We start from the raw sequence: 22095 nt of genomic DNA, 5'->3' as shown, positions 1-22095 counted from the left end.
CCATGAATTATATGAACGCGAACGAAGGCATGATGCAACAACGTATGGAGCCACAAGGCCTGGGATATATCCCTATGGTTATTGAGCAGAGTGGCCGAGGAGAGCGTTCATATGACATCTATTCCAGGCTGCTCAAAGAACGCGTCATTTTTCTGGTGGGGCCGGTCAATGACATGACCGCCAATCTGGTGGTGGCGCAGTTGCTGTTCCTCGAGGCCGAGAATCCTGACAAGGACATTTCTCTCTACATTAACTCTCCCGGTGGCTCGGTCACTGCGGGGATGTCTATCTATGACACCATGCAGTTCATCAAGCCCGATGTCAGCACGCTGTGTATCGGTCAAGCTGCCAGCATGGGTGCGTTCCTGCTGACCGCTGGTGCGAAAGGCAAGCGTTTCTGCCTGCCTAACTCACGCGTGATGATTCACCAGCCGCTTGGTGGCTTCCAGGGGCAGGCGTCTGACATCGAGATTCATGCCAAAGAGATTTTGTACCTGAAGGACAAACTCAATGGCATCATGGCCCATCACACTGGCCAAAGTATTGAAACCATTGCCAACGATACCGATCGTGACAATTTTATGAGTGCTGACGCTGCCAAAGCTTATGGTTTGGTAGATCAGGTGATTGCCGCACGTAGCGCTGCTTAATCAGCGCGTAACTAGCAGGGGAATAGCATGGCAAACAAATCTGACAGCGAGAAGCTGTTATATTGCTCGTTTTGTGGCAAAAGTCAGCATGAAGTGAAAAAACTGATTGCAGGCCCCTCTGTGTTTATTTGTGATGAATGCGTTGATTTATGCAATGACATTATTCGTGAAGAAATTCAGAGCCTTAACGAAATCAAGTCCGCAGACAAAAAATTGCCGACGCCACAAGAAATCTGCTCTATTTTGGATCAGTATGTGATTGGTCAGATACAGGCGAAAAAAAATCTGTCTGTTGCGGTGTATAACCACTACAAACGTCTGGGGTATAACCCTTTGTCTGACGGCAACCAGTCTGGCAAAGATGATGTTGAGGTACAAAAAAGCAACATTTTGCTGATTGGACCAACCGGCTCTGGCAAAACATTGCTGGCGCAGACCTTGGCACGTTTGCTGGATGTGCCTTTTGTGATGGCGGATGCGACCACACTGACCGAAGCCGGTTATGTGGGTGAGGATGTTGAAAACATCATGCAGAAACTGCTGCAAAAGTGTGATTACGATGTAGAAAAAGCACAGCGCGGCATTGTTTATATTGATGAAGTCGACAAGATTTCCCGTAAGTCTGATAACCCGTCAATCACCCGTGATGTGTCTGGTGAAGGCGTGCAACAGGCCTTGTTGAAACTGATCGAAGGCACGATTGCCTCGGTGCCGCCACAAGGTGGACGCAAGCATCCTAACCAGGAGTTTGTGCAGTTGGATACCACTAACATTCTGTTTATCTGCGGCGGCGCTTTTGACGGGCTGGAAAAAGTCATTCGTCACCGTTCAGAAAAAGGCGGTATTGGTTTTGGTGCCGAAGTGAAGAGCAAAGAAGATGTGCGCGCGGTTGGCGAAGTTTTGCGTGAAGTGGAGCCGGAAGATCTGATCAAGTTTGGTTTGATTCCTGAGTTCATTGGACGTCTGCCAGTCGTGGCGACACTTGAGTCTCTTGATGAGGCTGCACTGATGACGATTCTGGTAGAACCCAAAAACGCGCTGACCAAGCAATACATGAAGCTGTTCAAAATGGAAGGCGTTGAGCTGGAGTTTGAAGAGTCTGCCTTGCGTCTGATTGCTAAAAAAGCGCTGGAACGTAAAACCGGTGCACGTGGCCTGCGTTCGATTCTCGAGCACGCTTTGCTAGACCTGATGTATGAGCTGCCATCTCTCAAAAACTTGTCTAAAGTGATTGTAGATGCTGGCGTGATTGAACACACCTCCGAACCAATTCTGATTTATCAGGATGCACAAAAACGCGTTGAAAACGCACATTAAATCCCGCTTGCAATAGCCGTCCGGCTATTGCAAGATAGCATCTAATAGCATGAGATGCCTGCTCTCTTGAATTCTCAAAGAATGTTCCCATCTATATGCAAAGGACTTGTTCCTTTGACACTTATTGAAAGACGCTATGACAGAACACACTTTGCTTGACTCCGAGACACCGGAAAACGCTTTAATCCCTTTATTGCCTTTGCGCGATGTCGTCGTCTATCCCCACCTGGTGATTCCATTGTTTGTTGGCCGGACTAAATCGGTCAAAGCGTTGGAGCGCGCTTCAGAGGGTGACAAAAAGATTTTGCTGGTTGCACAAAAGTCAGCCAACAAAGACGATCCTGTGGCTGAAGATTTGTATGAAATCGGTACCCTGGCGACCGTGCTGCAAATGCTCAAGCTCCCGGATGGTACAGTGAAAGTCCTGGTAGAAGGCTTGCATCGCGTACGCGTTTCCGATTTTGTGGAGACTGACGAGTGCTTTATGGCCTTGGGTGAAGAAGTTGAGCAAACAGACCAGGATGACAAAGAGGCCGAAGCCTTGATGCGTACGGTCATGACCCAGTTTGATCAATACGTTAAACTGAATAAAAAAATCCCCCCCGAAATTCTGACTTCACTGGCAACAATTAACGAGCCTGGTCGTTTGGCTGATACCATTTCAGCCCACTTGACGCTCAAGCTGGAAGAAAAGCAGAAAGTGCTTGAGATGCTCAGCGTGATTGAGCGTCTGGAGCATTTGCTCTACCTGATGGAGTCTGAAATTGACATCCTGCAGGTAGAAAAACGCATCCGTGGCCGTGTTAAACGGCAGATGGAAAAAAGTCAGCGCGAGTACTACCTCAATGAGCAGGTGAAAGCCATCCAGAAAGAACTCGGTGAGCAGGATGAAAATGCCGAGATGGAAGAGCTGGACCAGCGCATTAAAAACGCAGCCATGCCTAAAGAGGCATTAGCCAAAGTCACCGCCGAGTTCAAGAAGCTGAAACTGATGTCACCGATGTCAGCTGAAGCTTCTGTGGTACGTAACTACATCGATACTCTGTTAAATCTGCCATGGAAAAAGAAAACCAAAATCAGTAAAGACTTGCAGGCAGCAGAAGCGATTCTGGATGCGGATCACTATGGTCTTGATAAAGTCAAAGAGCGTATTGTGGAATATCTGGCAGTACAGCAGCGTGTTGGCAAGCTCAAAGCCCCAATTTTGTGCCTGGTGGGCCCTCCAGGGGTGGGTAAAACCTCGCTGGGACAGAGTATCGCCAAAGCGGTCAACCGTAAGTTTGTGCGCATGGCTTTAGGCGGTGTGCGTGATGAGGCGGAGATTCGCGGCCATCGCCGTACTTATATTGGCTCCATGCCTGGCAAAGTGCTGCAAAGCATGACGAAAGTCGGTGTGAAAAACCCGTTGTTCCTGCTTGATGAAGTCGACAAAATGGGCCAGGACATGCGTGGTGATCCGTCTTCCGCCTTGCTGGAGGTGTTGGATCCAGAGCAAAACCATACCTTTGCTGACCACTATGTCGAGGTTGATTATGACCTGAGTGACGTCATGTTCGTCGCGACGGCTAACAGTATGAATATCCCCGAGCCGTTACTGGACCGGATGGAGATTATTCGTCTGTCAGGCTATACCGAAGATGAGAAGATCAATATTGCGCAACGCTACTTGTTACCCAAGCAGCTTAAAGCCCATGGCTTGAAGTCTACCGATATTTCGGTGGCGGAAAGTGTGTTGCGCGATATCGTGCGTTACTACACCCGTGAAGCGGGGGTGCGTCGCCTGGAGCAGGAAATTGCCAAGGTCTGCCGTAAAGCAGTCAAAGAGCAATTGCTGGCCAAAGGCAAAACCAAAACCGTTAAAAAGATTAACATCACCAGCAAGAATATTGAACAATATCTGGGCGTCAAGCGCTATGACTTTGGTGTTGCCGCTAAAGATAACCAGGTAGGGCAGGTGACAGGCTTGGCATGGACCTCGGTAGGCGGTGAATTGCTGACCATTGAGGCGGTGACTTTGCCTGGTAAGGGTAAAACGATCACCACAGGTAAGTTAGGCGATGTGATGCAAGAGTCTGTCACTGCGGCCATGAGTGTGGTACGTAGCCGTTCAGAAGGATTGGGTATTCCGACCGACTTTTACGAGAAGAAGGATATTCATATCCACTTGCCAGAAGGTGCGACGCCTAAAGATGGTCCAAGTGCGGGTATTGCCTTAACCACTGCCTTTGTGTCTGTGCTGACGGGCATTCCAGCCCGAGCAGACGTGGCGATGACAGGCGAGATCACCTTGCGTGGGGAAGTGCTGGCGATTGGCGGCTTGAAAGAGAAATTGCTTGCCGCTCACCGTGGAGGGATTAAAACGGTATTGATTCCTTCCGCCAATGAAAAAGACCTGGTTGAAATCCCTGCCAACATCAAAAAGGATCTCGACATTCATTGCGTGAAGTGGATAGATCAGGTGCTGGATCTTGCGCTGGAAAGAGCACCGCAACCTTTGGCTGTGGAAGCGCCTGCAGTCGAGATTGTTGCCGCTGGCGAAGGGAATGCCGAGCAAGCTGTCACGCATTAGTAAAATTGATGCGAATTATTGTCAAAAGGCCGGAATACCGCTTGACAGCTCGTTTTGCGGCTTGATATAAAGACGGTACAGGATGTACCTGTCTTTTTAACTAGTTATTAGGGGAAACACGTGAATAAATCAGAATTGATAGATCATATTGCAAGTGCTGCTGGTATTTCTAAAGCCGCTGCGGCTCGTGCTCTGGATGCAACAACTGAGGCTATTTCCGGTGCATTGAAAAAAGGTGATATGGTGACCTTGATTGGTTTTGGTACATTCTATGTAGGTGAGCGTTCTGCCCGTTCTGGCCGTAATCCTCGTACCGGCGCAACAATTAACATCAAAGCTGCTAAATCTCCTAAATTTAGGGCTGGTAAAGGCCTTAAAGATGCTGTAAACTAGCATTCTTTGGTTGAGCAGCGTTTGTTGCTTAACTGCAGTAGCAACACCAGTGGTTGTTACGGGTGCTTAGCTCAGTTGGTAGAGCGTCGCCCTTACAAGGCGAATGTCAGCGGTTCGACCCCGTTAGCACCCACCAAACAATTTAAATTAAGAGTGCGAAGTTTGCGCTCTTAATTTTTTGAGTGACACGGTACTTAAGAAGTTACTTTAATTAGCAATGCTAAGTACCGAATAAGTAATTAAAAAAATTAGTTGATTTTATAAAAAACAATGTTATAATTTCAGCTTAACGATTACCGGGAGCGGTAGTTCAGTTGGTTAGAATACCGGCCTGTCACGCCGGGGGTCGCGGGTTCGAGCCCCGTCCGCTCCGCCAAATAAAAGCCCTGATTATTCAGGGCTTTTTTCTTTTTATTCGATTAAAACACTTCTCATTTGTTCACTTGATATTCCAAATTTGGAATCAGGTTTATCTTGTATGTTTGTCAGTATCGACTGCTGTTCTTTCCCATTCGTTTTAATCTCTCAGACCTCCAGCGCTTATTTGATCGAGTGCATTGGCTAACGTACGGTTTATTTTTGGATCAAATCTTTGGGTGTAATGCCTGAAGGGTGTTGCACTCAGGCGGTTTTAATCGCTTTATGGTATAGTTTGCTGTTGCAAAAAATCAGGTAATGGAAACGATAAAATGTTGGAAGCACTTAGAAAACATACACAAGGATGGATGGCAAAAATCATTCTGGCACTGATTGTGGTGCCGTTTGCATTGTTTGGCATCGACTCCTATTTGAATCAGGCGGGTGGGCAGGTTGCAGTGGCCAAAGTTGATGGCCAGAAGATATCCCTGCAGGAATATTCTAACGCCGTGGAAAATGCGCGTAACTATATGCAGTCCCAGGGACAAAAAGTCGATACGGCTTTGCTCGAAAGCCCGGCTTTCAAGCAATCTGTGCTGGAAGGCATCATTACACGTCGGCTGATTGAGGGTGCGATTCATGATTACCGCTTTAAAATCAGTGACGAGCAACTCAGCCAGCATATTCTTGGCATGCCGGAGTTTCAAAGCAACGGTAAGTTTTCTGAGGAAACCTACAACCAGTTGCTGACACAAAACAAGCTGACACCAGCCAAATTTGAGCAGAGCATACGCAAAGACCTCGCGGTCCAGCAGGTAAGAGAAGGCCTGAGCAATCTGGTCTTTATGCCGAAAAAAGTCGCTGAGCAATCGCTGATGTCCGAGTTTGAACAGCGTGAAGTCAGCGTGACCGATATTAAAGTAGCTGACTTTATGAATCAGGTGACGGTGACGCCTGAGCAGGTACAAGCGTATTACAACCAGCATAAAACTAAATTCATTGCACCAGCCAAGGTGAAGTTACAGTTTGCTTTGCTCTCTGCTGCAGGCTTGATGGGCCAAGTCAGCGTGACTGACCAAGAAGTTAAGCAATACTATGATGAAAATGCGGCTAAATTTCAGGGCAATGAACAACGTCAGGCCAGCCATATTTTGATCGGTTTTAATAGCACTGCCACACCTGCTGAAAAAGCCGCTGCCAAAGAAAAGGCAGAGTCCATTCTCAAGCAAGTCAAGGCCAATCCTAAGAGTTTTGAAAAGCTGGCAATTGAGTTCTCCCAAGACACAGGCTCAGCAGGCAAGGGCGGCGATTTAGGCAGTTTTGGCCGTGGTGCGATGGTCAAGCCTTTTGAGGATGCAGCTTTCTCGATGAAAGTTGGCGATATCAGCGATTTGGTGGAATCTGAGTTCGGCTACCATATCATCAAGCTGACAGGCATTACAGGCGAGTCTTCTGATTTTGATTCGATGAAGCTCAAAATTAAAGCCGAATTGCTGTTCCAGAAAGCACAAGCTAAATATGCAGAATTGGCCGATGATTTTGGCAATACTGTGTATGAGCAATCCGGCAGCCTGGAGCCAGCGGTCAAGAAATTTAACCTGCAATTGCAGTCTTCTCCAGCCATGAGCAAAGATGAAGTCGCCAAGTTCTTCAAAAGCGATCGTTTTGCTTCCTTGGTGTTCTCCGATGACGTGCTTAAAGATAAACGCAATACCGAAGCCGTTGAGGTATCACCGAATAACCTGGTGTCTGCACGCGTGGTTGAGTACAGCCCAGAAGCGCCTCGTAGCTTTGATGAAGTTAAAGCCGGTATTGAAGGCTTGCTCAAAGCTGAAGCCGCAGATAAATTGGTGCAGCAAAAAGGCGAGGCCTTGTTGGCTGAGCTAAAGGCCGGTAAAGCAAGCAATGCAGACTGGATTACGCCCGTGACGGTTGATCGCAGAAATGCGCAGGGCTTGAGCGATGGTGTGATGAGAAATGTGTTCAAGGTCAACACACATACACTGCCAGCGTACTATGGCTTTAACGAGGCCAACAAAGGCTATACCGTGATTAAAGTGATTGCGGTGAACCAGAAGCTCAAAGACCAGCCAGATGTGGCGGACAGAGCCTTTAAAGTGTATCAGATGGCACTGGGGGCAGAGATGTCACATGCTTATGTCGCTTCGCTCAAAGCCAAGAAAGATATTCAGTTCAATGCCAAAGTGTTGTTATCTAAAGGTAACGAATAATTAGCGAACTGAAGTGAAAAAAGGAGGGCATAGCCCTCCTTTTTTATTTGATGTCACTCTGTAATTGATACACCTGGCTAATTTAAAAATGCGCCAATCACGCGCTCTGTAAAAGCAAATCCATCTATGGAAAGCAGCCACGCTAATGTCGCGCAGTTCAGAATAATAGTTGCCCAAAAAATCACTTGAAAAGAAAGCTTCTTTGATTTGTGGCGAAACAGTTTCTGCCCAATAATGGCCCCAGGCCAGCCACCGATTAATGCCAATAGATGCAAGGTTTTTTCAGGGGTACGTCTATTGTTCTGCCTTGCAGCACTTTTATCCAGCTTGTAAGCAATGAGTGTGCAACTGCTCATCAGCAAATAGATCCCTAACACCCATAATGGCAGTTTTCCGGCGAAAACGGATATTGCCATGCAAACAAGAAAAATGATGGCAAATAGCAATAGAAACTGCCCATCCTTTGATCGCGATGGTGCATCAATGTATTGAACACGCTCGGCTTTTAATTTCCCACTCGCATCTTTACTGACTTCATAACTCACAATCTCGTTGCCAATCGGCCGTCGCCGCCGGTTTGAAAATGCAGTGATATGAACAAACACTTGCTTTCCGTTACTATTGGGCGTGATAAAGCCAAACCCTTGTTCGTCTTTCCAGGTGGTAACTCTGCCTTGATAACGAGTGCATTTCATAATTCATCTTTGTTAGAGTCCGTTTGATATGACTCGCTAGGTTTCGCCTTCATAGCGCATGAACTCTGCAATTCTTTGATAATCTACTAAAGATAAGGAGACGAGAATGGCTGCAGCTTTTGCGAGCGTTCTCATAACCCGCTAACGTTTGAGGTAAGGGGCGCGAAGCCGGCTGATCGGCGTAGCGTCCCTCAGGAGCAGCGGGTTAGAGAGCGCAACCCTTGTTCACTGCTTTACACTTAGCAAAACTATTTTCAGCGGAACGGCCGGTACATTAGTAGTGTCTTTTGAAACTAGTTTAAGAATTAGTCGGCAGTAAGTGCTATCAAGAACAAGATTACCCCACTCGTTGAACGAAGCATTCCAGAGTAGCTTCGATCCGACTGGACCGCCGAGGCCAATACCACTGCTGGTGAGTAGTCCGTCTACGAAAGTGAGCGGTAGTGAATCGCTTGTCGGCGGCGCTCGACGTGAGATAGAAACTGCTTCTTTTTTGATGGTCCATATGTCATTAAAAAAACCGTATGGTGGAGCTTGGTTACGCAGGACATTCTCGTAAGCGATGACTTCCCAGACCCCTTGCAACCGTTCAATAGTTGGCAACTTTGAATAGTCTCTGACATCGTATGCCGTTGCTGCGGGACTACTCGAATTATCATTTACCAGTTGTAAACTCATTGGTTCAAGCTTTTTGTCAAAACCTATGATGCGCTTGAAGGTACGTTGGCTTTCATATTTTTGGGTGATGATCATAGTCTCAGTATCAGGAAATGTCACAGTCATGACTCGCGCTTGCCCACCCGGGAAGGTTACCTTCAACTGCTTTCCGTCGAAGGTGTAATCAGTTGGGGTGAAATTCGCAATCGATATTGCATCAGGCCTCAAAGAGAATAGCTTTCCATCGTGTGTGAAGTACATTTTTGTATTTGTAATACCGCCTGGTATGGTATTTTCCACGTCCTGCGGCGCTACGTAAGTCAAAACCCACGTACCGACTATGGACGTATCTGCTCCGCATACGAGTGGAAAGATGACCGCAAAGTTAATTAGAATGCTTCCAATCCACTTGATCATTTACTCACTCTCTAAAGTTTGAAGTAAGGGCTGGAGAGACTAGTGGCTCAACCCTCGTTATTAATAATTTTCTCATAAAAGAATCTTATCACCAGTCCCGCTTGAGTGATGGGTTAGGTTTTTTTGTGTGGCCTAGATATATAAGCCACCCACTAAACAAACAAAGTAATAATGTTGTTGGTACTTTGCCAAGATAAATACAGGTAAACAATAAATCTGCTGCTAAGCCCTGAGATTTAGGAATAGCAGTTACAGAAGAGAATGGAAATGATGGGCACTGGTTGTTTAATAAAACATCGCTAGCAAGCAAGAGAGTGGCTATACCAAACACAATATAAAACCTATTGAATGCTACTTCTGAGTAAGTAGTGCCGAGTGGCCAAATCAAGTAAACGAGCAGAATGTAAATTAGAGATACAAGTGCTATAGGAGTGTATGGGCTTGAAGGAGAGTGTAGTACCACCAACGAAATAACTGCCCAAAAGAGCGTTAAGACCAAAATGAGTAGTGCTTTTACAATAATCATCGAGAACCTAACTTACATAGTTGAGCACCACCCCGCAGCGCGGGATGAAGTGGTCAATTGGGGTTCGTGATTGACCGCACCCGCGCAAGTGGCCGGAGTCGTGAGCAACGGAAACGATGTATGCTCAAACGAGACGTTAGATTTTGTTGCTGCGCCTCTTAGTGAAACAATCTCTTTTTGCAATACTGTGATCTTCATCACTCCTCACCTATTCCAGCTGGCCATTCAACTACAAGGAAGCGTCACGTACCAAGAGCTAAAATGCGGCGTTCGCATCAACTCAGTTATGCGACGACGCATACTTCGTCCTTCGTTTTTTACCAGCTTTTCCAGAGTTTATACACCCGCTTTTTTTCTTCGTCCGAAGAGCTGTCAAAATCTAACGTTGATTAGACTCCAAAAACGAACCAAAAATTTTATTTTGAATAGGGTCTATAAATATTAAAAAATAAATTATTATTAAAATACAATATATTATATATTTTTAGTGCACCATAATTAAATGGGAGTTAAATTTTAGTGCACCTTTATTAATTTTTTTGATTGCTTTGAGATACTGGGCAATTTAGCGCATTGTTGTTAAACAGTGCAAGTATTCGGCGTTTAGCCATAAAAAACGCCTGGCTTTTTACAGCTCAGGCGTTTTGTTTTGCTAGTGGTCAGCTTTAGTCAATTTGACCGGCAGCAGTAATATTCATGCCACCATCTACATAAGTGATTTCACCAGTCACACCAGAGGCGAGGTCGCTGGTCAGGAAGGCGGCGACATTGCCAACTTCGTCGATGGTCACGTTACGGCGCAAGGCGGCGTGTTTTTCGTTAAAACCGATCATTTTGTCAAAGTCAGCGATGCCAGAGGCAGCCAGCGTTTTGATTGGGCCGGCTGAGACAGCGTTAACACGGATGCCACGTGGGCCCAGGCTTTGTGCCAGGTAACGCACGTTGGCTTCGAGGCTGGCTTTGGCTACGCCCATGACGTTGTAGTTAGGCATGGTGCGTTCTGCGCCCAGGTAGCTGATGGTCAACAGGCTGCCATTGCGGCCTTGCATCATCGGGTAGGCTGCTTTGGCCATCGCAGAGAAGCTGTAGGAGCTGATATCGTGTGCAATGCGGAAATATTCGCGGTCGATTCTTTCGAGGTAGTCACCATCAAGAGCGACTTTAGGGACGAAAGCAATCGAGTGCACCAGGCTATCCAGGCCATCCCAGACTTTAGCCAGCTCTACAAACAGGTTGTCGATTTGTGCATCTTCAGCAACGTCACAGGGGAGAACGATCTCGGATTCAAAGTCTGCGGCCAGGTCACGTACACGCTTTTCGTGCTTGTCGACTTGATAGGTAAATGCCAGTTCGGCACCTTCACGTTTCATTGCGGCTGCGATGCCATAAGCGATTGAACGGTTGCTCAGCAAACCGGCAATCAGGATTTTTTTTCCAGCAAGAAATGCCATGCTTGTTCCTGTGTGGTTGTTAGTTCGTTTGGTCAGTTGATTGAAGGGTTAGCGTACTGTGTTGGAACGTGGGTCGAACACATCCCGCAGTCCTTCGCCGAGCAGATTATACCCTAACACCGTGATTAAAATGGCAAGTCCGGGAAACACGGATAACCACCAGGCAAACTGGATATACTCTTTACCATCGGTGAGGATGTTGCCCCAGGAGGCTTGCGGCGGTTGCACGCCCAGACCTAAAAAGCTGAGGCCAGACTCAAGGAGCACGGCGCTGGCGATGCCCAGCACGACACTGACTAGAATAGGGGTGAGGCTGTTAGGCAGGCAATGCTTGAAAATAATGCGACTGTCCAGAGCACCAAGCGCCGTGGAAGCGGTGACAAATTCACGTTGTGTCAGACTCAGGAATTCAGCGCGCACCAGCCGCGTGACGCCCATCCAGGAGGTGAGGCCGATGACCACCATGACGTTGGTGATCGAAGGACTTAAAAAGGCAATCACGGCTAAAATCAAGAAAAAACTGGGAATAGACAACATCAAATCAACCAGTCGCATGATCAGCGTATCTACCCAACCACGATAGTAGCCAGCTAAAGCACCGAGCACGACCCCGATGGCAGTCGAAATCCCCACCGCGACCAGGCCTACCAATAGCGAGACGCGGCCGCCAAACAGCATCCGGCTCCAGACATCCCGCCCCAGACCATCGGTGCCCATCCAGTGCTGGCCCGAAGGCCCCACCAGAATCTGCTTGACCTGGATCGCATCCGGGTCATAAGGGGCAATCCAGGGCGCAAGTAGCGCCAGCAGCAAGATGATGCTGATAATGATCAACCCGGTTAGGGCTAAGGGATTTTGCAGGACTTTTTTCATGTCTGGATAGCCTAGCGTTGTGGCATGACCCCTTTGCGCAAACGCGGATCCGCCCACGCGTAGGCTAGATCAGCCAATAAGTTGCACACCAGTGTCAAGGCTGAGCCTATGGTGAGTATGCCCATGACGACCGGAAAATCACGCATCATCACCGCTTCATAAAACAGTTTACCCATGCCTGGAATGGCAAAAATGGTTTCAGCAATCACCGAGCCGCCAATCAAGCCGGGCAGTGACAGGCCGACCAAAGTAATCAGTGGTAGCAGGGCATTGCGCAGAGCATGTCTATAAGTCACGACCCGGTCACTCAAGCCCTTGGCGCGTGCGGTGATCACAAAGTCTTGGCTCAATACGTCCAGCATGCCGTTTTTCACAAACATGGTGACACCTGCGAGGCCCGTCAATGCTGGAATGATCACAGGCAAACACAAATGCATGAACAGATCCTGTGCTTGCTGCCAGGCGTTGAGTTGGTCGTAGTTGAGGCTATGCAGGCCAGAAATCGGAAACCAGGGGTGAATCACACCCAGCCAGTACATCAGCAACAGGGATAACCAGAAGCCGGGGATAGAAAAACCAATAAAATTAAATAAGGTAATGCTGCGATCTTGCCAATGACCATGTTTTTTGGCCGCCATGACGCCCAGCGGAATCGCAAGGCTCAGCGTCAACAACAAACCAACTAAATTCATGAGCAAGGTCACTGGCAAGGCTTCTTCAATCATGCCCTTGGTGGTATTGCCGTCTTTGTCGGTTTCTGACCAAAACACCGGTTTTTGATGGCTGGCAAACGAATGGCCGAAATCAAGGTGCACCATGCGCTCCAGCCATAAGCCATACTGCACGATAATGGGTTTATCCAGATGATAAAGCTCACGCAGTTTTTGCCGTGACTCTTCTGAGGATTTGGGGTCGAACGCAGATTCCGTACTGGTGATATCGCCAGGCGCCAGATGCATGATAAAAAACGAAATCAGACTGATGCCGATCAACATCGGGATCATCCATAACACACGTCTGATTAAATAACGTAGCATGTTTTATTCAGCCTGTATTTGCGCGCGGCGCAGCGGCGCCGGAATATACCATTTTTGTGAGTCGTAGCCGACACCCGCCGGTGGTATAGGATTCATAATCCCTTGCACACGTTTGTGGATGGCGGTCAGCCCGTAGCCGGCAGACAGGTAAACCAGAGGACTGTCGTCATAGAGGGCCTTGGCGAATGCATGATAAATCTGCATGCGTTTTTCCGGGTCAAACTCAAGCCGCCCTTGCTCCAGCAGATGGTCTACTTGAGGATTGTGGTAGCCGATAAAGTTGAATTGCCCGGGATCCTGCTGACTGGAATGCCAGATATTGTACTGGTCAGGGTCCAGACCCAGTCCCCAGCCCATTACCACGGCATCAAAATTACCCGGTTTGATAAAATTGGTCAGTAAACTGGCCCATTCCAGCGTACGCAAGCGGGTATCAATCCCGACTTCCTTGAGTCTGCGCTGAATAATGACCGAGGTTTTCTCGCGCTGCTTGTTACCGAGGTTGGTCAGGATTTCAAATGACAATTTTTGACCATTTTTGTCTAGATAACCGTCGCCATCGCTGTCTGTGTAACCTGCTTCGGCTAGCAATTGTCTGGCTTTGGCCGGATCGAAGGCATAGGGGTGAAGATCAGGATTGCTCCAGCGCGTGCCCGGCTTGTACGGGGAGGCAATCGCAATGCCGAGGCCAAGATAGACGCCGTCAATAATTTCCTGTTTATCAATGGCATAGTTGATCGCTTTACGCACACGCACATCATCAAATGGTTTGCGTTTGAGGTTAAAGCCCAGGTAGGTATAGCTGTTGCCTAGCTCTTTGTATTGGTTGAGCCTGGCTGCGAGTGCCGGACGCGAAGGAATAATGCGTGCATAGGTAATCGGATCCATGTTCATGCTATCAATATGGTCCGCCATGAGCTCGAGAAATTGGGCGGCTGGATCAGGGATCACGCGTTCGACCAGCGTTTCGATATTGGCGGCTCCCATGACAGACTTGGGGTTGCGGCTTAATTTGATGTATTCGCCGTGTCGCCACTCCTGAAGCTGGTAATAATGACTGCCTAACGGTTTTTGCGCAAAACTGGTGGTATGTATATCCTGTCCTGCCAGTTTGTGTTTGGGTAGCACTTGCAAACTGGCCCAGCTTTCGAGCGCGGGTGCAAAGGGCTGCGAATAGTGCACGATAAACGTTTGTGGATCTGGCGCTTCTGCCTGGGTGACGAGTTGATAATCAGAGGCATAAGGGCTATGCGTTTTTTCGTCTGTGATCAGCTGCCAGGTGAAAAGCACATCCGCACTGGTAAGCGGCTTGCCATCGGCCCATTGCAGATTGGGTTTGAGCTTGAAAGTGATGGTCTTATTGTCGTCTGCGACTCGCCAGGAAGCGGCTAATTCGCCGGCCAAATCCAGATTCTGGTCGTATTTGAGCAGTGAATTAAACAGGTAACTGCCAATTGCCAGCGAGGCGGATTCGCCAGCCACCATACCGATCATGCTGCTCGGATCTGAGGGCATGGCGCTCATCAGGGTGCCCCCGGCCTGTGGTGGGTAGGCATGATCAAACGCCAGTGTCTCCTGGTTGGCTTGCTCTGGACTACAGGCTGACAGCATGGCCGCCAGAGCCATGGTCATCATGGCATGGCGCACATATCCTCGGCGCTTGCCTTGCGCATTCTGCGGATGAGACACAACGTGCAAATTGAGCGGAGAGTGTGCAGTGCGCATGATGGGCCGATTTAATGTTTGCTGGACTGACTTTTCTTATGATGCGATGTTGTGCTCTTTTTAGCTGAATCTGATGAAGAGGCACTATGTTTACTGTGGCTGCCTGCTTTCTTAGCACCAGATTTTACGCTTGTTTTCGAGTCATGCGATTTTCCAGAGTTCCCTTTACTTGATTTGCTGGCATGGCTTTCTTGTTTTTGCAGTTGCAATACCTGGCCAGCCGCCAGTTTTTTAGACTTGAGATGGTTCTGTTGCATGATTTGCTGGCTGCTAATGCCATAGCGCTTGGCCAGAGTAGACAAGGTCTCGCCAGCTTTCACTTTATGGGAAAAAGTCGTTGGTTCGCTGGATGACGCTTTTTCAACCGGCACTTCTACGGAAAGTTTGGCCATGGCTGCGACATCAATCGGTTTGGTCAGGCCAGCTGACTCCACGCTGGCGGGCACTAACAATGGTCGACGGACAATCAGATTGCGATTCGGCTTCAGGTTATTGGTTGCGCTCAATTCGTAAATACTGATATCAAACTTGCTGGCAATCACACCCAGACGCTCACCACGCTTGGGCTGGTAGCTGTGCCAGTTGGAGAGGGGACGGTTATACGCATTTAGATTTTGTGTAAAGTTGCTGGCCGCCCAGGTTGGTAGCAGAAGTTTTTGATAACTGTTTTCCGTGATGAGGACCGGCCGCGTAAAACTTGGGTTGAGTGCGCTAAACTCCTCCAGCGTAATCCCTGCCAACTCTGCAGCCAGTTTTGCATCAATCTTGTTGGGGGCCTGGACGGTGGTAAAGTAAGGCCGGTTTGGAATTTCGTTGAGCGTCAATCCATATTGTTCAGGCCGGAAAATAATGTTTTTGATGGCCTGCAGCTTGGGCACGTAATTGCGAGTTTCATCCGGTAAGGACAAGTGCTGGTAATCGGTCGGCAAGCCCAGGCGCTCATTGCGCTCGATGGCGCGTGCAACCGTGCCTTCGCCCGCGTTGTAAGCGGCCAGTGCCAAGTCCCAGGCGCCAAACATGGTATAAAGCTTTTGCAGATAATTGAGCGCAGCCTGGGTGGCGGCAGTCACGTCTTTGCGTGAGTCTTTCCAGTAGTTCTGCTTGAGGCCAAAATCTTTGCCGGTAGAGGGAATGAATTGCCAGATGCCTGACGCCTTGCTGGTAGATAGCGCTTTAGGGTTAAAGCCGCTTTCTATCATGGGCAGTAGCGCAATCTCGGTGGGCATGCCTCTTTTTTCAACCTCAACAACGATGTGGTAAAGATACTTTTTACTCCGCTCCAGCATGCGTGAAACGTAGTCGGGGCGAGAGGCGTACCATTGTTCGTGTTTGTTGGTGTAGCTTGAGTCGATGTCAGGCATGTTAAAGCCATCGCGCACGCGGTCCCACAAGCTGTTTTGCAAGGTCAGGCTATCTTCAAACTGATAACTGGAGGTGTAGCCTTCTACGCCAGTCTCTCCATAGCTTTCGTCATAACTGCCATTGTCATCGGACAAGGTGGCTGGTTCCACGTATTCAGCCGATCCGCACCATGGCGAGGCTGACAGTGCAATGCAGACGATGAATCTTTTAAAACGCATGACGGTAATACTTTATCCTGAGAGTGTTGTGCATCCGGCAGGGCGGATACACATGGATTGCTAAATCCGGATGGCCGTAGCGGCCGCGCCGATCTGTTTGAGATAGGCCTAACGCACACAAGCGCTTTAAGGAGGACATCATTCTACGTTAAATTCGGGGGGAGACAAGCCCTTGCCAGCGAGCCCAGACTGTGCATCAATGTTGCGCGATCAGAAGTCATTGCGACGGGTGCGGATCTCGGTAAACACTTCCAGCGCCGAGCGCGATTGAAATTCAGGGCGCAGACGCAACTGTTCACAGCGCAAAAACGGATTGGTCGCCAATTCTTGTGCCAAGGACGTTGGCAGGCTGGGGCGTTGCTGATGGCGTAACTCGCGGGTGGTTGCGATACGTTGGAGTAATGCGCGGTTATCCGGCTCTATGGTCTGCGCAAAAGCAAGATTGTGCGCGGTATATTCATGCGCCGGGTAAACGAGTGTTTCTGGGGGAAGCGCGGCAATCTGCTGTAGCGAGGCATACATTTGTGCAGGCGTGCCTTCAAACAGGCGGCCGCACCCTGCACCAAACAGAACGTCGCCGCTAAACAAATGCTGCTGATTGACATAATAAGCCACATGATCAAGTGTATGGCCCGGCAGCGAAAGCACTTCGCAGCTTATTATGTCTTCTGGCAGCAGACTGATAGTGTCCCCGGCGTGGACGGGGATGGGCTGCATGGCCTGATAAGACGGCTGTGAACTGTCCGGGGCATAGACAGGACAGCGCCAATGCTTTTGCAAGCTGGCAGCGCCGCCCACATGGTCTGCATGATGATGTGTGAGTAAAATCCCTTTTAAGCTCAGTTTTCTCTTGCTCAAAGCCTGTTCAACCACGTCGGCATCGCCCGGATCAACCACCCAGGCCAGCGAGCCAGACTGAATTAACCACAGATAATTGTCGCTAAAAGCGGGCAGGGGGATGATTTCTATACTTGCAGAACTTTTGTCCATCACGCATCATTGAAAAAATCATGATGCTTGTCAAGGGAGATGCCCTGGACGGTATTCAAGAGGTGTTTTAAGTGCGTGAGGGAATCTATCTTGCAATCAAGCCAGTCAGTGTTCTTTGAACAAATGCCTCTGGGTCAATATATTGTCGCGCGTGAAACGCCTTTGTACGCGCAAGCCGTGGCTGATGTGTTCGGCTTTCATGCTCTGCAGATCGGATGGTCTGCGCATGACCTGCTCGAGCAGTGCCGGATTCCTTACAAACACTCCCTACAGCTAACCGCCTCGGCCAATGCCTCGTTGTTATGCGAAAGCGAGTTTTTGCCATTTGCCGAAAATTCAGTTGACTTGGTTTGCATGCCACATGTGCTGGAGCAGTGCGCGGATCCACAGCAGACGTTACGCGAAGTGTTTCGGGTACTGGTGCCTGAAGGTACTTTGGTGCTGACCGGGATTAGCCCTGCCAGTTGTTTAGGCATGCGCGCTAGAGTCGGGCAACTCAGGCAGGCAGGCGGTTTCAGCAGATTGTTTACAGCCTGGCGCATTCGTGACTGGTTGGGTGTGTTGGGATTTGAGGTTGTGCGCAGTGGTTATTTGATGCACGCTTTTCCATTCAATGATCCTGACTGGCTGGCGCGCCAGTCTTGCCTGGAACGGTGGGGGCCACGCTTGTGTGGCATGAGTGGTGGCATTTATTTCCTGATCGCCAAAAAAAGAGTCCTCAACATCCGTTTGTTAAAACCAGACTGGAAAATGTTGCCGCTGAATCCGGCGTTGCAGGTCAGAAAAGGCCGTTCCAGCATACAAAAAAACGGCCAAAAGCAGTTAGAATGCGCGGATGTCGAATCAACAATGGATAGAAATGTACGCTGATGGTGCTTGCAAGGGCAACCCTGGCGTCGGTGGCTGGGGGGTCTGGCTTAAAGCGGGCTCGCACGAAAAATCCCTCTACGGTGGCGAAGCGCTGACCACCAATAATCGTATGGAACTGACTGCGGTGATTCAAGGCTTGCAGGCGCTCAAGAAACCCTCGCATGTCAGGGTGTATACCGATTCCAGCTATGTGCAAAAAGGCATGACCGAGTGGTTGGCAGGCTGGAAGCTCAAGCAATGGCGTACGGCGGATAAAAAGCCGGTTAAAAATGCGGACTTATGGCAACAGTTGGATGTCATCGCCCAGCCTCACCAGATTGAATGGATTTGGGTGAAAGGTCATGCTGGCAACGAGGGCAACGAGCGTGCGGATGCCTTGGCAAATCAAGGTGTATTAACCGTGGCGATAGGATAGGAGTGTAGCTTAAATGAGACAGATTTTCCTCGATACCGAGACCACTGGCCTCTATCCCGATCAGGGACATCGAATTATTGAAATTGCGGCGGTGGAGATGCTGAACCGCCGACCAACCCAGCGTCACTTTCACTTGTATATCAATCCCGAGCGTGAGATTGATGCCGGTGCGCAGGAAGTACATGGCATTTCGCTGGAGTTTTTGCAAGATAAGCCGCTTTTTGCGCAAATTGCACAGGATTTCATTGCGTTTATTCGTGGTGCAGAGCTCATTATTCATAACGCTCCGTTTGATGTCGGCTTCCTCAATATGGAGTTGTCCAGGCTTAACCTGGACCCGTTGCCGTCATTCGTCAGTGGTATCGTTGATACCTTGAAAATGGCCAAGGAAATGCGTCCCGGCCAGCGTAACAATCTGGATGCCTTGTGCCGCCACTTCGGTATTGATAACTCACAGCGGACTTTGCACGGCGCCTTGCTCGATGCGGAATTGCTCGCCGATGTCTACATTGCCATGACGCGCGGACAAGAGAGCCTGTTGATGGAACTCTCAACCTCCGAGCAGCAAACCACGCAAAGCCATATTGACGTCGACTTTTCTGCACTGAAGCGATTGCCGCCGAGCGAAGAGGAGTTGGCCAGCCATCAGCAATATATAGAAAGTCTTAGCAAGTCTGGCGCTTCACCCTGGTGACGACCGTCTTTTGTTGTGATTTGATGCGGCTCTGCTGCGCTTATTCACTCTTTACATGCCGGGTGCTTGCGGTAGTATCAAAAGATATTTCCAAGTTGTAATCACTATTAAGCAGAGATTTTATGCACACAGACACCATTGTAGTGACCGGGGGTGCCGGTTTTATCGGCAGCAATTTCGTCAATGCCTGGGTAAAGCTGAAGCTGGGTAAACTGGTCAATCTGGACAAGCTCACCTATGCTGGCAACATGGAAAATCTGGCGGAGATTAGCCACGACCCGGACCATGTCTTCATTCATGCGGATATCGGTGACCGCGCTGCGGTTAAAACTTTGCTGGAAACCCACAAGCCCAGGGCGGTGCTTAATTTTGCTGCAGAAAGTCATGTAGACCGCTCTATCCACGGGCCGGATGCGTTTATCCAGACCAATGTGGTCGGTACGTTTAATCTGCTCGAAGAGGTCAGGGCCTATTGGCAAGCATTGCCGGTAGAGTCACAACAGTCGTTCCGTTTCCTGCATGTGTCTACCGATGAAGTCTATGGCTCACTGGAACCCAATGATCCTGCATTCAAGGAAACCAACCCTTATCAGCCCAATAGTCCATATTCAGCCTCAAAAGCGGCCTCAGATCATCTGGTGCGTGCCTATCATCACACCTATGGCCTGCCGACCCTCACCACCAATTGTTCCAACAATTATGGCCCTTACCACTTCCCAGAAAAACTGATTCCATTAGTAATTCATAACGCCTTGTCTGGCAAACCCTTGCCGATCTATGGGAATGGCAGCAATATCCGTGACTGGCTGTATGTCGAAGACCACTGCAATGCCATCCGTGAAGTGCTGGCCAAGGGCCTGCCTGGCGAGACATACAATATTGGTGGCTGGAATGAGAAAACCAATCTGGACGTTGTACATACGCTGTGCGACATCCTCGATCAGGAGCAGCCCAAAGCACAAGGCAGCTACCGCGATCAGATTACGTTTGTCAAAGACCGTCCCGGTCATGACCTGCGTTACGCCATTGACGCCAGCAAGATCGAGCAGACCTTAGGCTGGAAACCTCAGGAAACCTTTGAAACCGGGATCCGTAAAACGGTGCGCTGGTATCTGGAGCATACCCAATGGGTGGCACGCGTCACCAGCGGTGAATACCAGCACTGGCTCAGTACAAACTACCATGAACGTGGCGAGGAGTTGGCATAATGGCAAGAAAAGGCATCGTATTGGCCGGTGGCTCCGGCACCCGCTTATATCCAGTGACGCAAGTCGTCTCCAAACAACTGTTGCCGGTGTATGACAAACCCATGATCTACTACCCCCTGTCCGCACTCATGCTGGCAGGCATCCGGGAAGTGTTGATTATTTCTACCCCGATGGACACGCCACGCTTTAAAGAACTGCTAGGCGATGGCAGCCAGTGGGGCATGCGCATTGAGTATCAGGTACAACCCTCACCCGATGGGCTGGCACAAGCCTTTATCCTCGGCGAGTCGTTCATTGGTAACGACAGCAGCGCCTTGGTGCTCGGTGACAATATTTTTTACGGGCATGAGCTCGGTGACATGGCCATGACTGCCGGTAAACGCGAGCAGGGCGCCACCGTGTTTGCCTACCCGGTCAACGACCCCGAGCGCTATGGCGTGGTCGAGTTTGATACGCACGGCACGGCCATCAGCCTGGAAGAAAAGCCTACACAACCCAAATCGCGCTATGCGGTAACGGGGCTGTATTTTTACGATCAGCGCGTGGTTGAGATTGCCAAGAACCTCAAGCCCTCGGCCCGTGGCGAACTCGAGATCACTGACGTCAACAAGCATTATTTGGCCTCTGGGGACCTCAATGTCGAAGTCATGGGGCGTGGCATGGCCTGGCTGGATACCGGTACCCACGAATCACTGCTGGAAGCCAGTGGCTTTATTCAAACGATTGAAAAGCGCCAGGGCCTGAAGATTGCCTGTCTGGAAGAAATCGCCTATCGCCAAGGCTTTATCAATGCAGAGCAACTGGACAAACTGGCGGACAAATATGCCAAGAATGGGTACGGACAGTATTTGAAGATGATTTTAAAAGAGCGGGTGTTTTAATGCTGGTGACTGCGACCAAAATTCCAGAGGTGTTGATTCTAGAACCCAAGGTATTCGGCGATGCACGAGGCTTTTTTATAGAGAGCTTCAATGCGCAAGCCTTTAAACAAGCCACGGGGCTGGAGGTGACATTCGTGCAAGATAACCATTCCCGTTCGGCCAAGGGCGTATTACGCGGCCTGCACTATCAAGTCCAGCAAGCGCAGGGCAAGCTGGTGAGAGTGGTTGCCGGAGAAGTGTTTGATGTCGCGGTCGATCTGCGCCAGAGTTCAGCGACCTTTGGACTATGGGAAGGCGTGCATTTAAGCGCTGACAATCACCGTCAGCTATGGATTCCGCCTGGCTTCGCGCATGGCTTTGTCGTGCTCTCTGACACGGCTGACTTTCTGTATAAAACAACGGATTACTATGCGCCACAACATGAGGCCTGCCTTAAATGGAATGACCCGACGATTGGCATAGACTGGCCGCTGGACATGCCCCCCAGCCTGTCTGCCAAAGATCAGCAAGGGCTCCCCTGGGCACAGGCGCCTAAATTTGACTAATTATTAGCATATTC

General features: G+C 49.4%; 19 protein-coding genes and 2 tRNA genes. 13 read left to right on the top strand and 8 right to left on the bottom strand.

Going from position 1 to position 22095, the window contains the following annotated elements; genetic code table 11:
• The first annotated feature begins 2 nt into the window (after positions 1-2).
• The 7 genes from clpP to INP77_RS04435 all read left to right on the top strand — a co-directional run bounded on the left by clpP (position 3) and on the right by INP77_RS04435 (position 7517).
• Positions 3-650, top strand: coding sequence for an ATP-dependent Clp endopeptidase proteolytic subunit ClpP (gene clpP, locus INP77_RS04465; RefSeq protein ID WP_275355305.1), 648 nt, complete (start codon positions 3-5; stop codon positions 648-650).
• Positions 651-677: 27 nt separating this feature from the next.
• Positions 678-1967, top strand: a complete 1290-nt coding sequence (gene clpX, locus INP77_RS04460; RefSeq protein ID WP_194747643.1) for an ATP-dependent Clp protease ATP-binding subunit ClpX — start codon at positions 678-680, stop codon at positions 1965-1967.
• Between the two features lie 136 nt (positions 1968-2103).
• Positions 2104-4536 carry an endopeptidase La gene (gene lon, locus INP77_RS04455; RefSeq protein ID WP_194747641.1) on the top strand — a complete coding sequence of 811 codons (2433 nt, stop codon included), beginning with the start codon at positions 2104-2106 and terminating at the stop codon, positions 4534-4536.
• 120 nt (positions 4537-4656) lie between these two features.
• Entirely contained in the window at positions 4657-4929 is a 273-nt protein-coding gene (locus tag INP77_RS04450; RefSeq protein WP_018985281.1) for an HU family DNA-binding protein, read from the top strand.
• Positions 4930-4989: 60 nt separating this feature from the next.
• Positions 4990-5065: transfer RNA gene (locus tag INP77_RS04445), tRNA-Val, on the top strand.
• Between the two features lie 163 nt (positions 5066-5228).
• A tRNA-Asp gene (locus INP77_RS04440) sits at positions 5229-5305 on the top strand.
• A gap of 313 nt (positions 5306-5618) precedes the next feature.
• Positions 5619-7517, top strand: coding sequence for a SurA N-terminal domain-containing protein (locus INP77_RS04435; protein WP_194747639.1), 1899 nt, complete (start codon positions 5619-5621; stop codon positions 7515-7517).
• Positions 7518-7594: 77 nt separating this feature from the next.
• Here INP77_RS04435 and INP77_RS04430 read toward each other — a convergent pair whose 3' ends face one another.
• From INP77_RS04430 to gloB, 8 genes are all read right to left on the bottom strand, one after another.
• Positions 7595-8212: a cold shock and DUF1294 domain-containing protein gene (locus tag INP77_RS04430; RefSeq protein WP_194747637.1), complete on the bottom strand. Its 618-nt coding sequence runs from the start codon at positions 8210-8212 to the stop codon at positions 7595-7597.
• A gap of 225 nt (positions 8213-8437) precedes the next feature.
• Positions 8438-9286 (bottom strand): hypothetical protein, encoded by an 849-nt coding sequence (locus INP77_RS04425; RefSeq protein WP_194747635.1) that lies wholly within the window; start codon positions 9284-9286, stop codon positions 8438-8440.
• Positions 9287-10477: 1191 nt separating this feature from the next.
• Positions 10478-11263, bottom strand: a complete 786-nt coding sequence (locus INP77_RS04420; RefSeq protein WP_194747633.1) for an enoyl-ACP reductase — start codon at positions 11261-11263, stop codon at positions 10478-10480.
• Between the two features lie 48 nt (positions 11264-11311).
• Entirely contained in the window at positions 11312-12136 is an 825-nt protein-coding gene (locus INP77_RS04415; RefSeq protein ID WP_194747631.1) for an ABC transporter permease, read from the bottom strand.
• An 11-nt stretch (positions 12137-12147) separates the two neighbouring features.
• Entirely contained in the window at positions 12148-13173 is a 1026-nt protein-coding gene (locus tag INP77_RS04410; protein ID WP_194747629.1) for an ABC transporter permease, read from the bottom strand.
• A gap of 3 nt (positions 13174-13176) precedes the next feature.
• Positions 13177-14784, bottom strand: a complete 1608-nt coding sequence (locus tag INP77_RS04405) for a peptide-binding protein (protein ID WP_228518774.1) — start codon at positions 14782-14784, stop codon at positions 13177-13179.
• A gap of 125 nt (positions 14785-14909) precedes the next feature.
• On the bottom strand, positions 14910-16478 hold the full coding sequence (locus INP77_RS04400; RefSeq protein ID WP_194747627.1) for a transglycosylase SLT domain-containing protein: 1569 nt from the start codon (positions 16476-16478) through the stop codon (positions 14910-14912).
• A gap of 210 nt (positions 16479-16688) precedes the next feature.
• A complete protein-coding gene (gloB, locus tag INP77_RS04395) occupies positions 16689-17468 on the bottom strand; it encodes a hydroxyacylglutathione hydrolase (RefSeq protein WP_194747625.1) in 780 nt (259 codons plus the stop codon).
• A 90-nt stretch (positions 17469-17558) separates the two neighbouring features.
• On the opposite strand from gloB, the gene INP77_RS04390 reads away from it, so the two are divergent.
• From INP77_RS04390 to rfbC, 6 genes are all read left to right on the top strand, one after another.
• Entirely contained in the window at positions 17559-18338 is a 780-nt protein-coding gene (locus INP77_RS04390) for a class I SAM-dependent methyltransferase (protein WP_228518730.1), read from the top strand.
• Entirely contained in the window at positions 18304-18753 is a 450-nt protein-coding gene (gene rnhA, locus INP77_RS04385; RefSeq protein ID WP_228518729.1) for a ribonuclease HI, read from the top strand. Before INP77_RS04390 ends, rnhA begins: the two co-directional genes overlap by 35 nt.
• A 13-nt stretch (positions 18754-18766) precedes the next feature.
• Positions 18767-19447: a DNA polymerase III subunit epsilon gene (gene dnaQ / locus INP77_RS04380; RefSeq protein WP_194747623.1), complete on the top strand. Its 681-nt coding sequence runs from the start codon at positions 18767-18769 to the stop codon at positions 19445-19447.
• A 122-nt stretch (positions 19448-19569) separates the two neighbouring features.
• Positions 19570-20655 (top strand): dTDP-glucose 4,6-dehydratase, encoded by a 1086-nt coding sequence (gene rfbB, locus INP77_RS04375; RefSeq protein WP_194747621.1) that lies wholly within the window; start codon positions 19570-19572, stop codon positions 20653-20655.
• Entirely contained in the window at positions 20655-21536 is an 882-nt protein-coding gene (gene rfbA, locus INP77_RS04370) for a glucose-1-phosphate thymidylyltransferase RfbA (RefSeq protein WP_194747620.1), read from the top strand. Before rfbB ends, rfbA begins: the two co-directional genes overlap by 1 nt.
• Positions 21536-22081, top strand: a complete 546-nt coding sequence (gene rfbC, locus INP77_RS04365; protein ID WP_194747619.1) for a dTDP-4-dehydrorhamnose 3,5-epimerase — start codon at positions 21536-21538, stop codon at positions 22079-22081. The genes rfbA and rfbC overlap by 1 nt, the downstream gene beginning before the upstream one ends.
• Positions 22082-22095 lie beyond the last annotated feature (14 nt).

The organism is Methylophilus sp. 13, assembly GCF_015354335.1.
Lineage (GTDB): Bacteria > Pseudomonadota > Gammaproteobacteria > Burkholderiales > Methylophilaceae > Methylophilus > Methylophilus glucosoxydans.
Note: the sequence above shows the minus strand (reverse complement) of the source record. Positions and strands in the feature narration are given on the sequence as shown.

Bases quoted from the DNA above. Each gene is read 5' to 3' on its own strand.
- INP77_RS04400 (WP_194747627.1), bottom strand. From the start codon at position 16,478: ATGCGTTTTAAAAGATTCATCGTCTGCATTGCACTGTCAGCCTCGCCA.
- INP77_RS04425 (WP_194747635.1), bottom strand. From the start codon at position 9,286: ATGATCAAGTGGATTGGAAGCATTCTAATTAACTTTGCGGTCATCTTT.
- lon (WP_194747641.1), top strand. From the start codon at position 2,104: ATGACAGAACACACTTTGCTTGACTCCGAGACACCGGAAAACGCTTTA.
- INP77_RS04420 (WP_194747633.1), bottom strand. From the start codon at position 11,263: ATGGCATTTCTTGCTGGAAAAAAAATCCTGATTGCCGGTTTGCTGAGC.
- INP77_RS04410 (WP_194747629.1), bottom strand. From the start codon at position 13,173: ATGCTACGTTATTTAATCAGACGTGTGTTATGGATGATCCCGATGTTG.
- rnhA (WP_228518729.1), top strand. From the start codon at position 18,304: ATGTCGAATCAACAATGGATAGAAATGTACGCTGATGGTGCTTGCAAG.
- INP77_RS04435 (WP_194747639.1), top strand. From the start codon at position 5,619: ATGTTGGAAGCACTTAGAAAACATACACAAGGATGGATGGCAAAAATC.
- INP77_RS04405 (WP_228518774.1), bottom strand. From the start codon at position 14,784: ATGCTGTCAGCCTGTAGTCCAGAGCAAGCCAACCAGGAGACACTGGCG.
- INP77_RS04430 (WP_194747637.1), bottom strand. From the start codon at position 8,212: ATGAAATGCACTCGTTATCAAGGCAGAGTTACCACCTGGAAAGACGAA.
- dnaQ (WP_194747623.1), top strand. From the start codon at position 18,767: ATGAGACAGATTTTCCTCGATACCGAGACCACTGGCCTCTATCCCGAT.
- rfbB (WP_194747621.1), top strand. From the start codon at position 19,570: ATGCACACAGACACCATTGTAGTGACCGGGGGTGCCGGTTTTATCGGC.
- clpX (WP_194747643.1), top strand. From the start codon at position 678: ATGGCAAACAAATCTGACAGCGAGAAGCTGTTATATTGCTCGTTTTGT.
- gloB (WP_194747625.1), bottom strand. From the start codon at position 17,468: ATGGACAAAAGTTCTGCAAGTATAGAAATCATCCCCCTGCCCGCTTTT.
- INP77_RS04415 (WP_194747631.1), bottom strand. From the start codon at position 12,136: ATGAAAAAAGTCCTGCAAAATCCCTTAGCCCTAACCGGGTTGATCATT.
- rfbA (WP_194747620.1), top strand. From the start codon at position 20,655: ATGGCAAGAAAAGGCATCGTATTGGCCGGTGGCTCCGGCACCCGCTTA.
- clpP (WP_275355305.1), top strand. From the start codon at position 3: ATGAATTATATGAACGCGAACGAAGGCATGATGCAACAACGTATGGAG.
- rfbC (WP_194747619.1), top strand. From the start codon at position 21,536: ATGCTGGTGACTGCGACCAAAATTCCAGAGGTGTTGATTCTAGAACCC.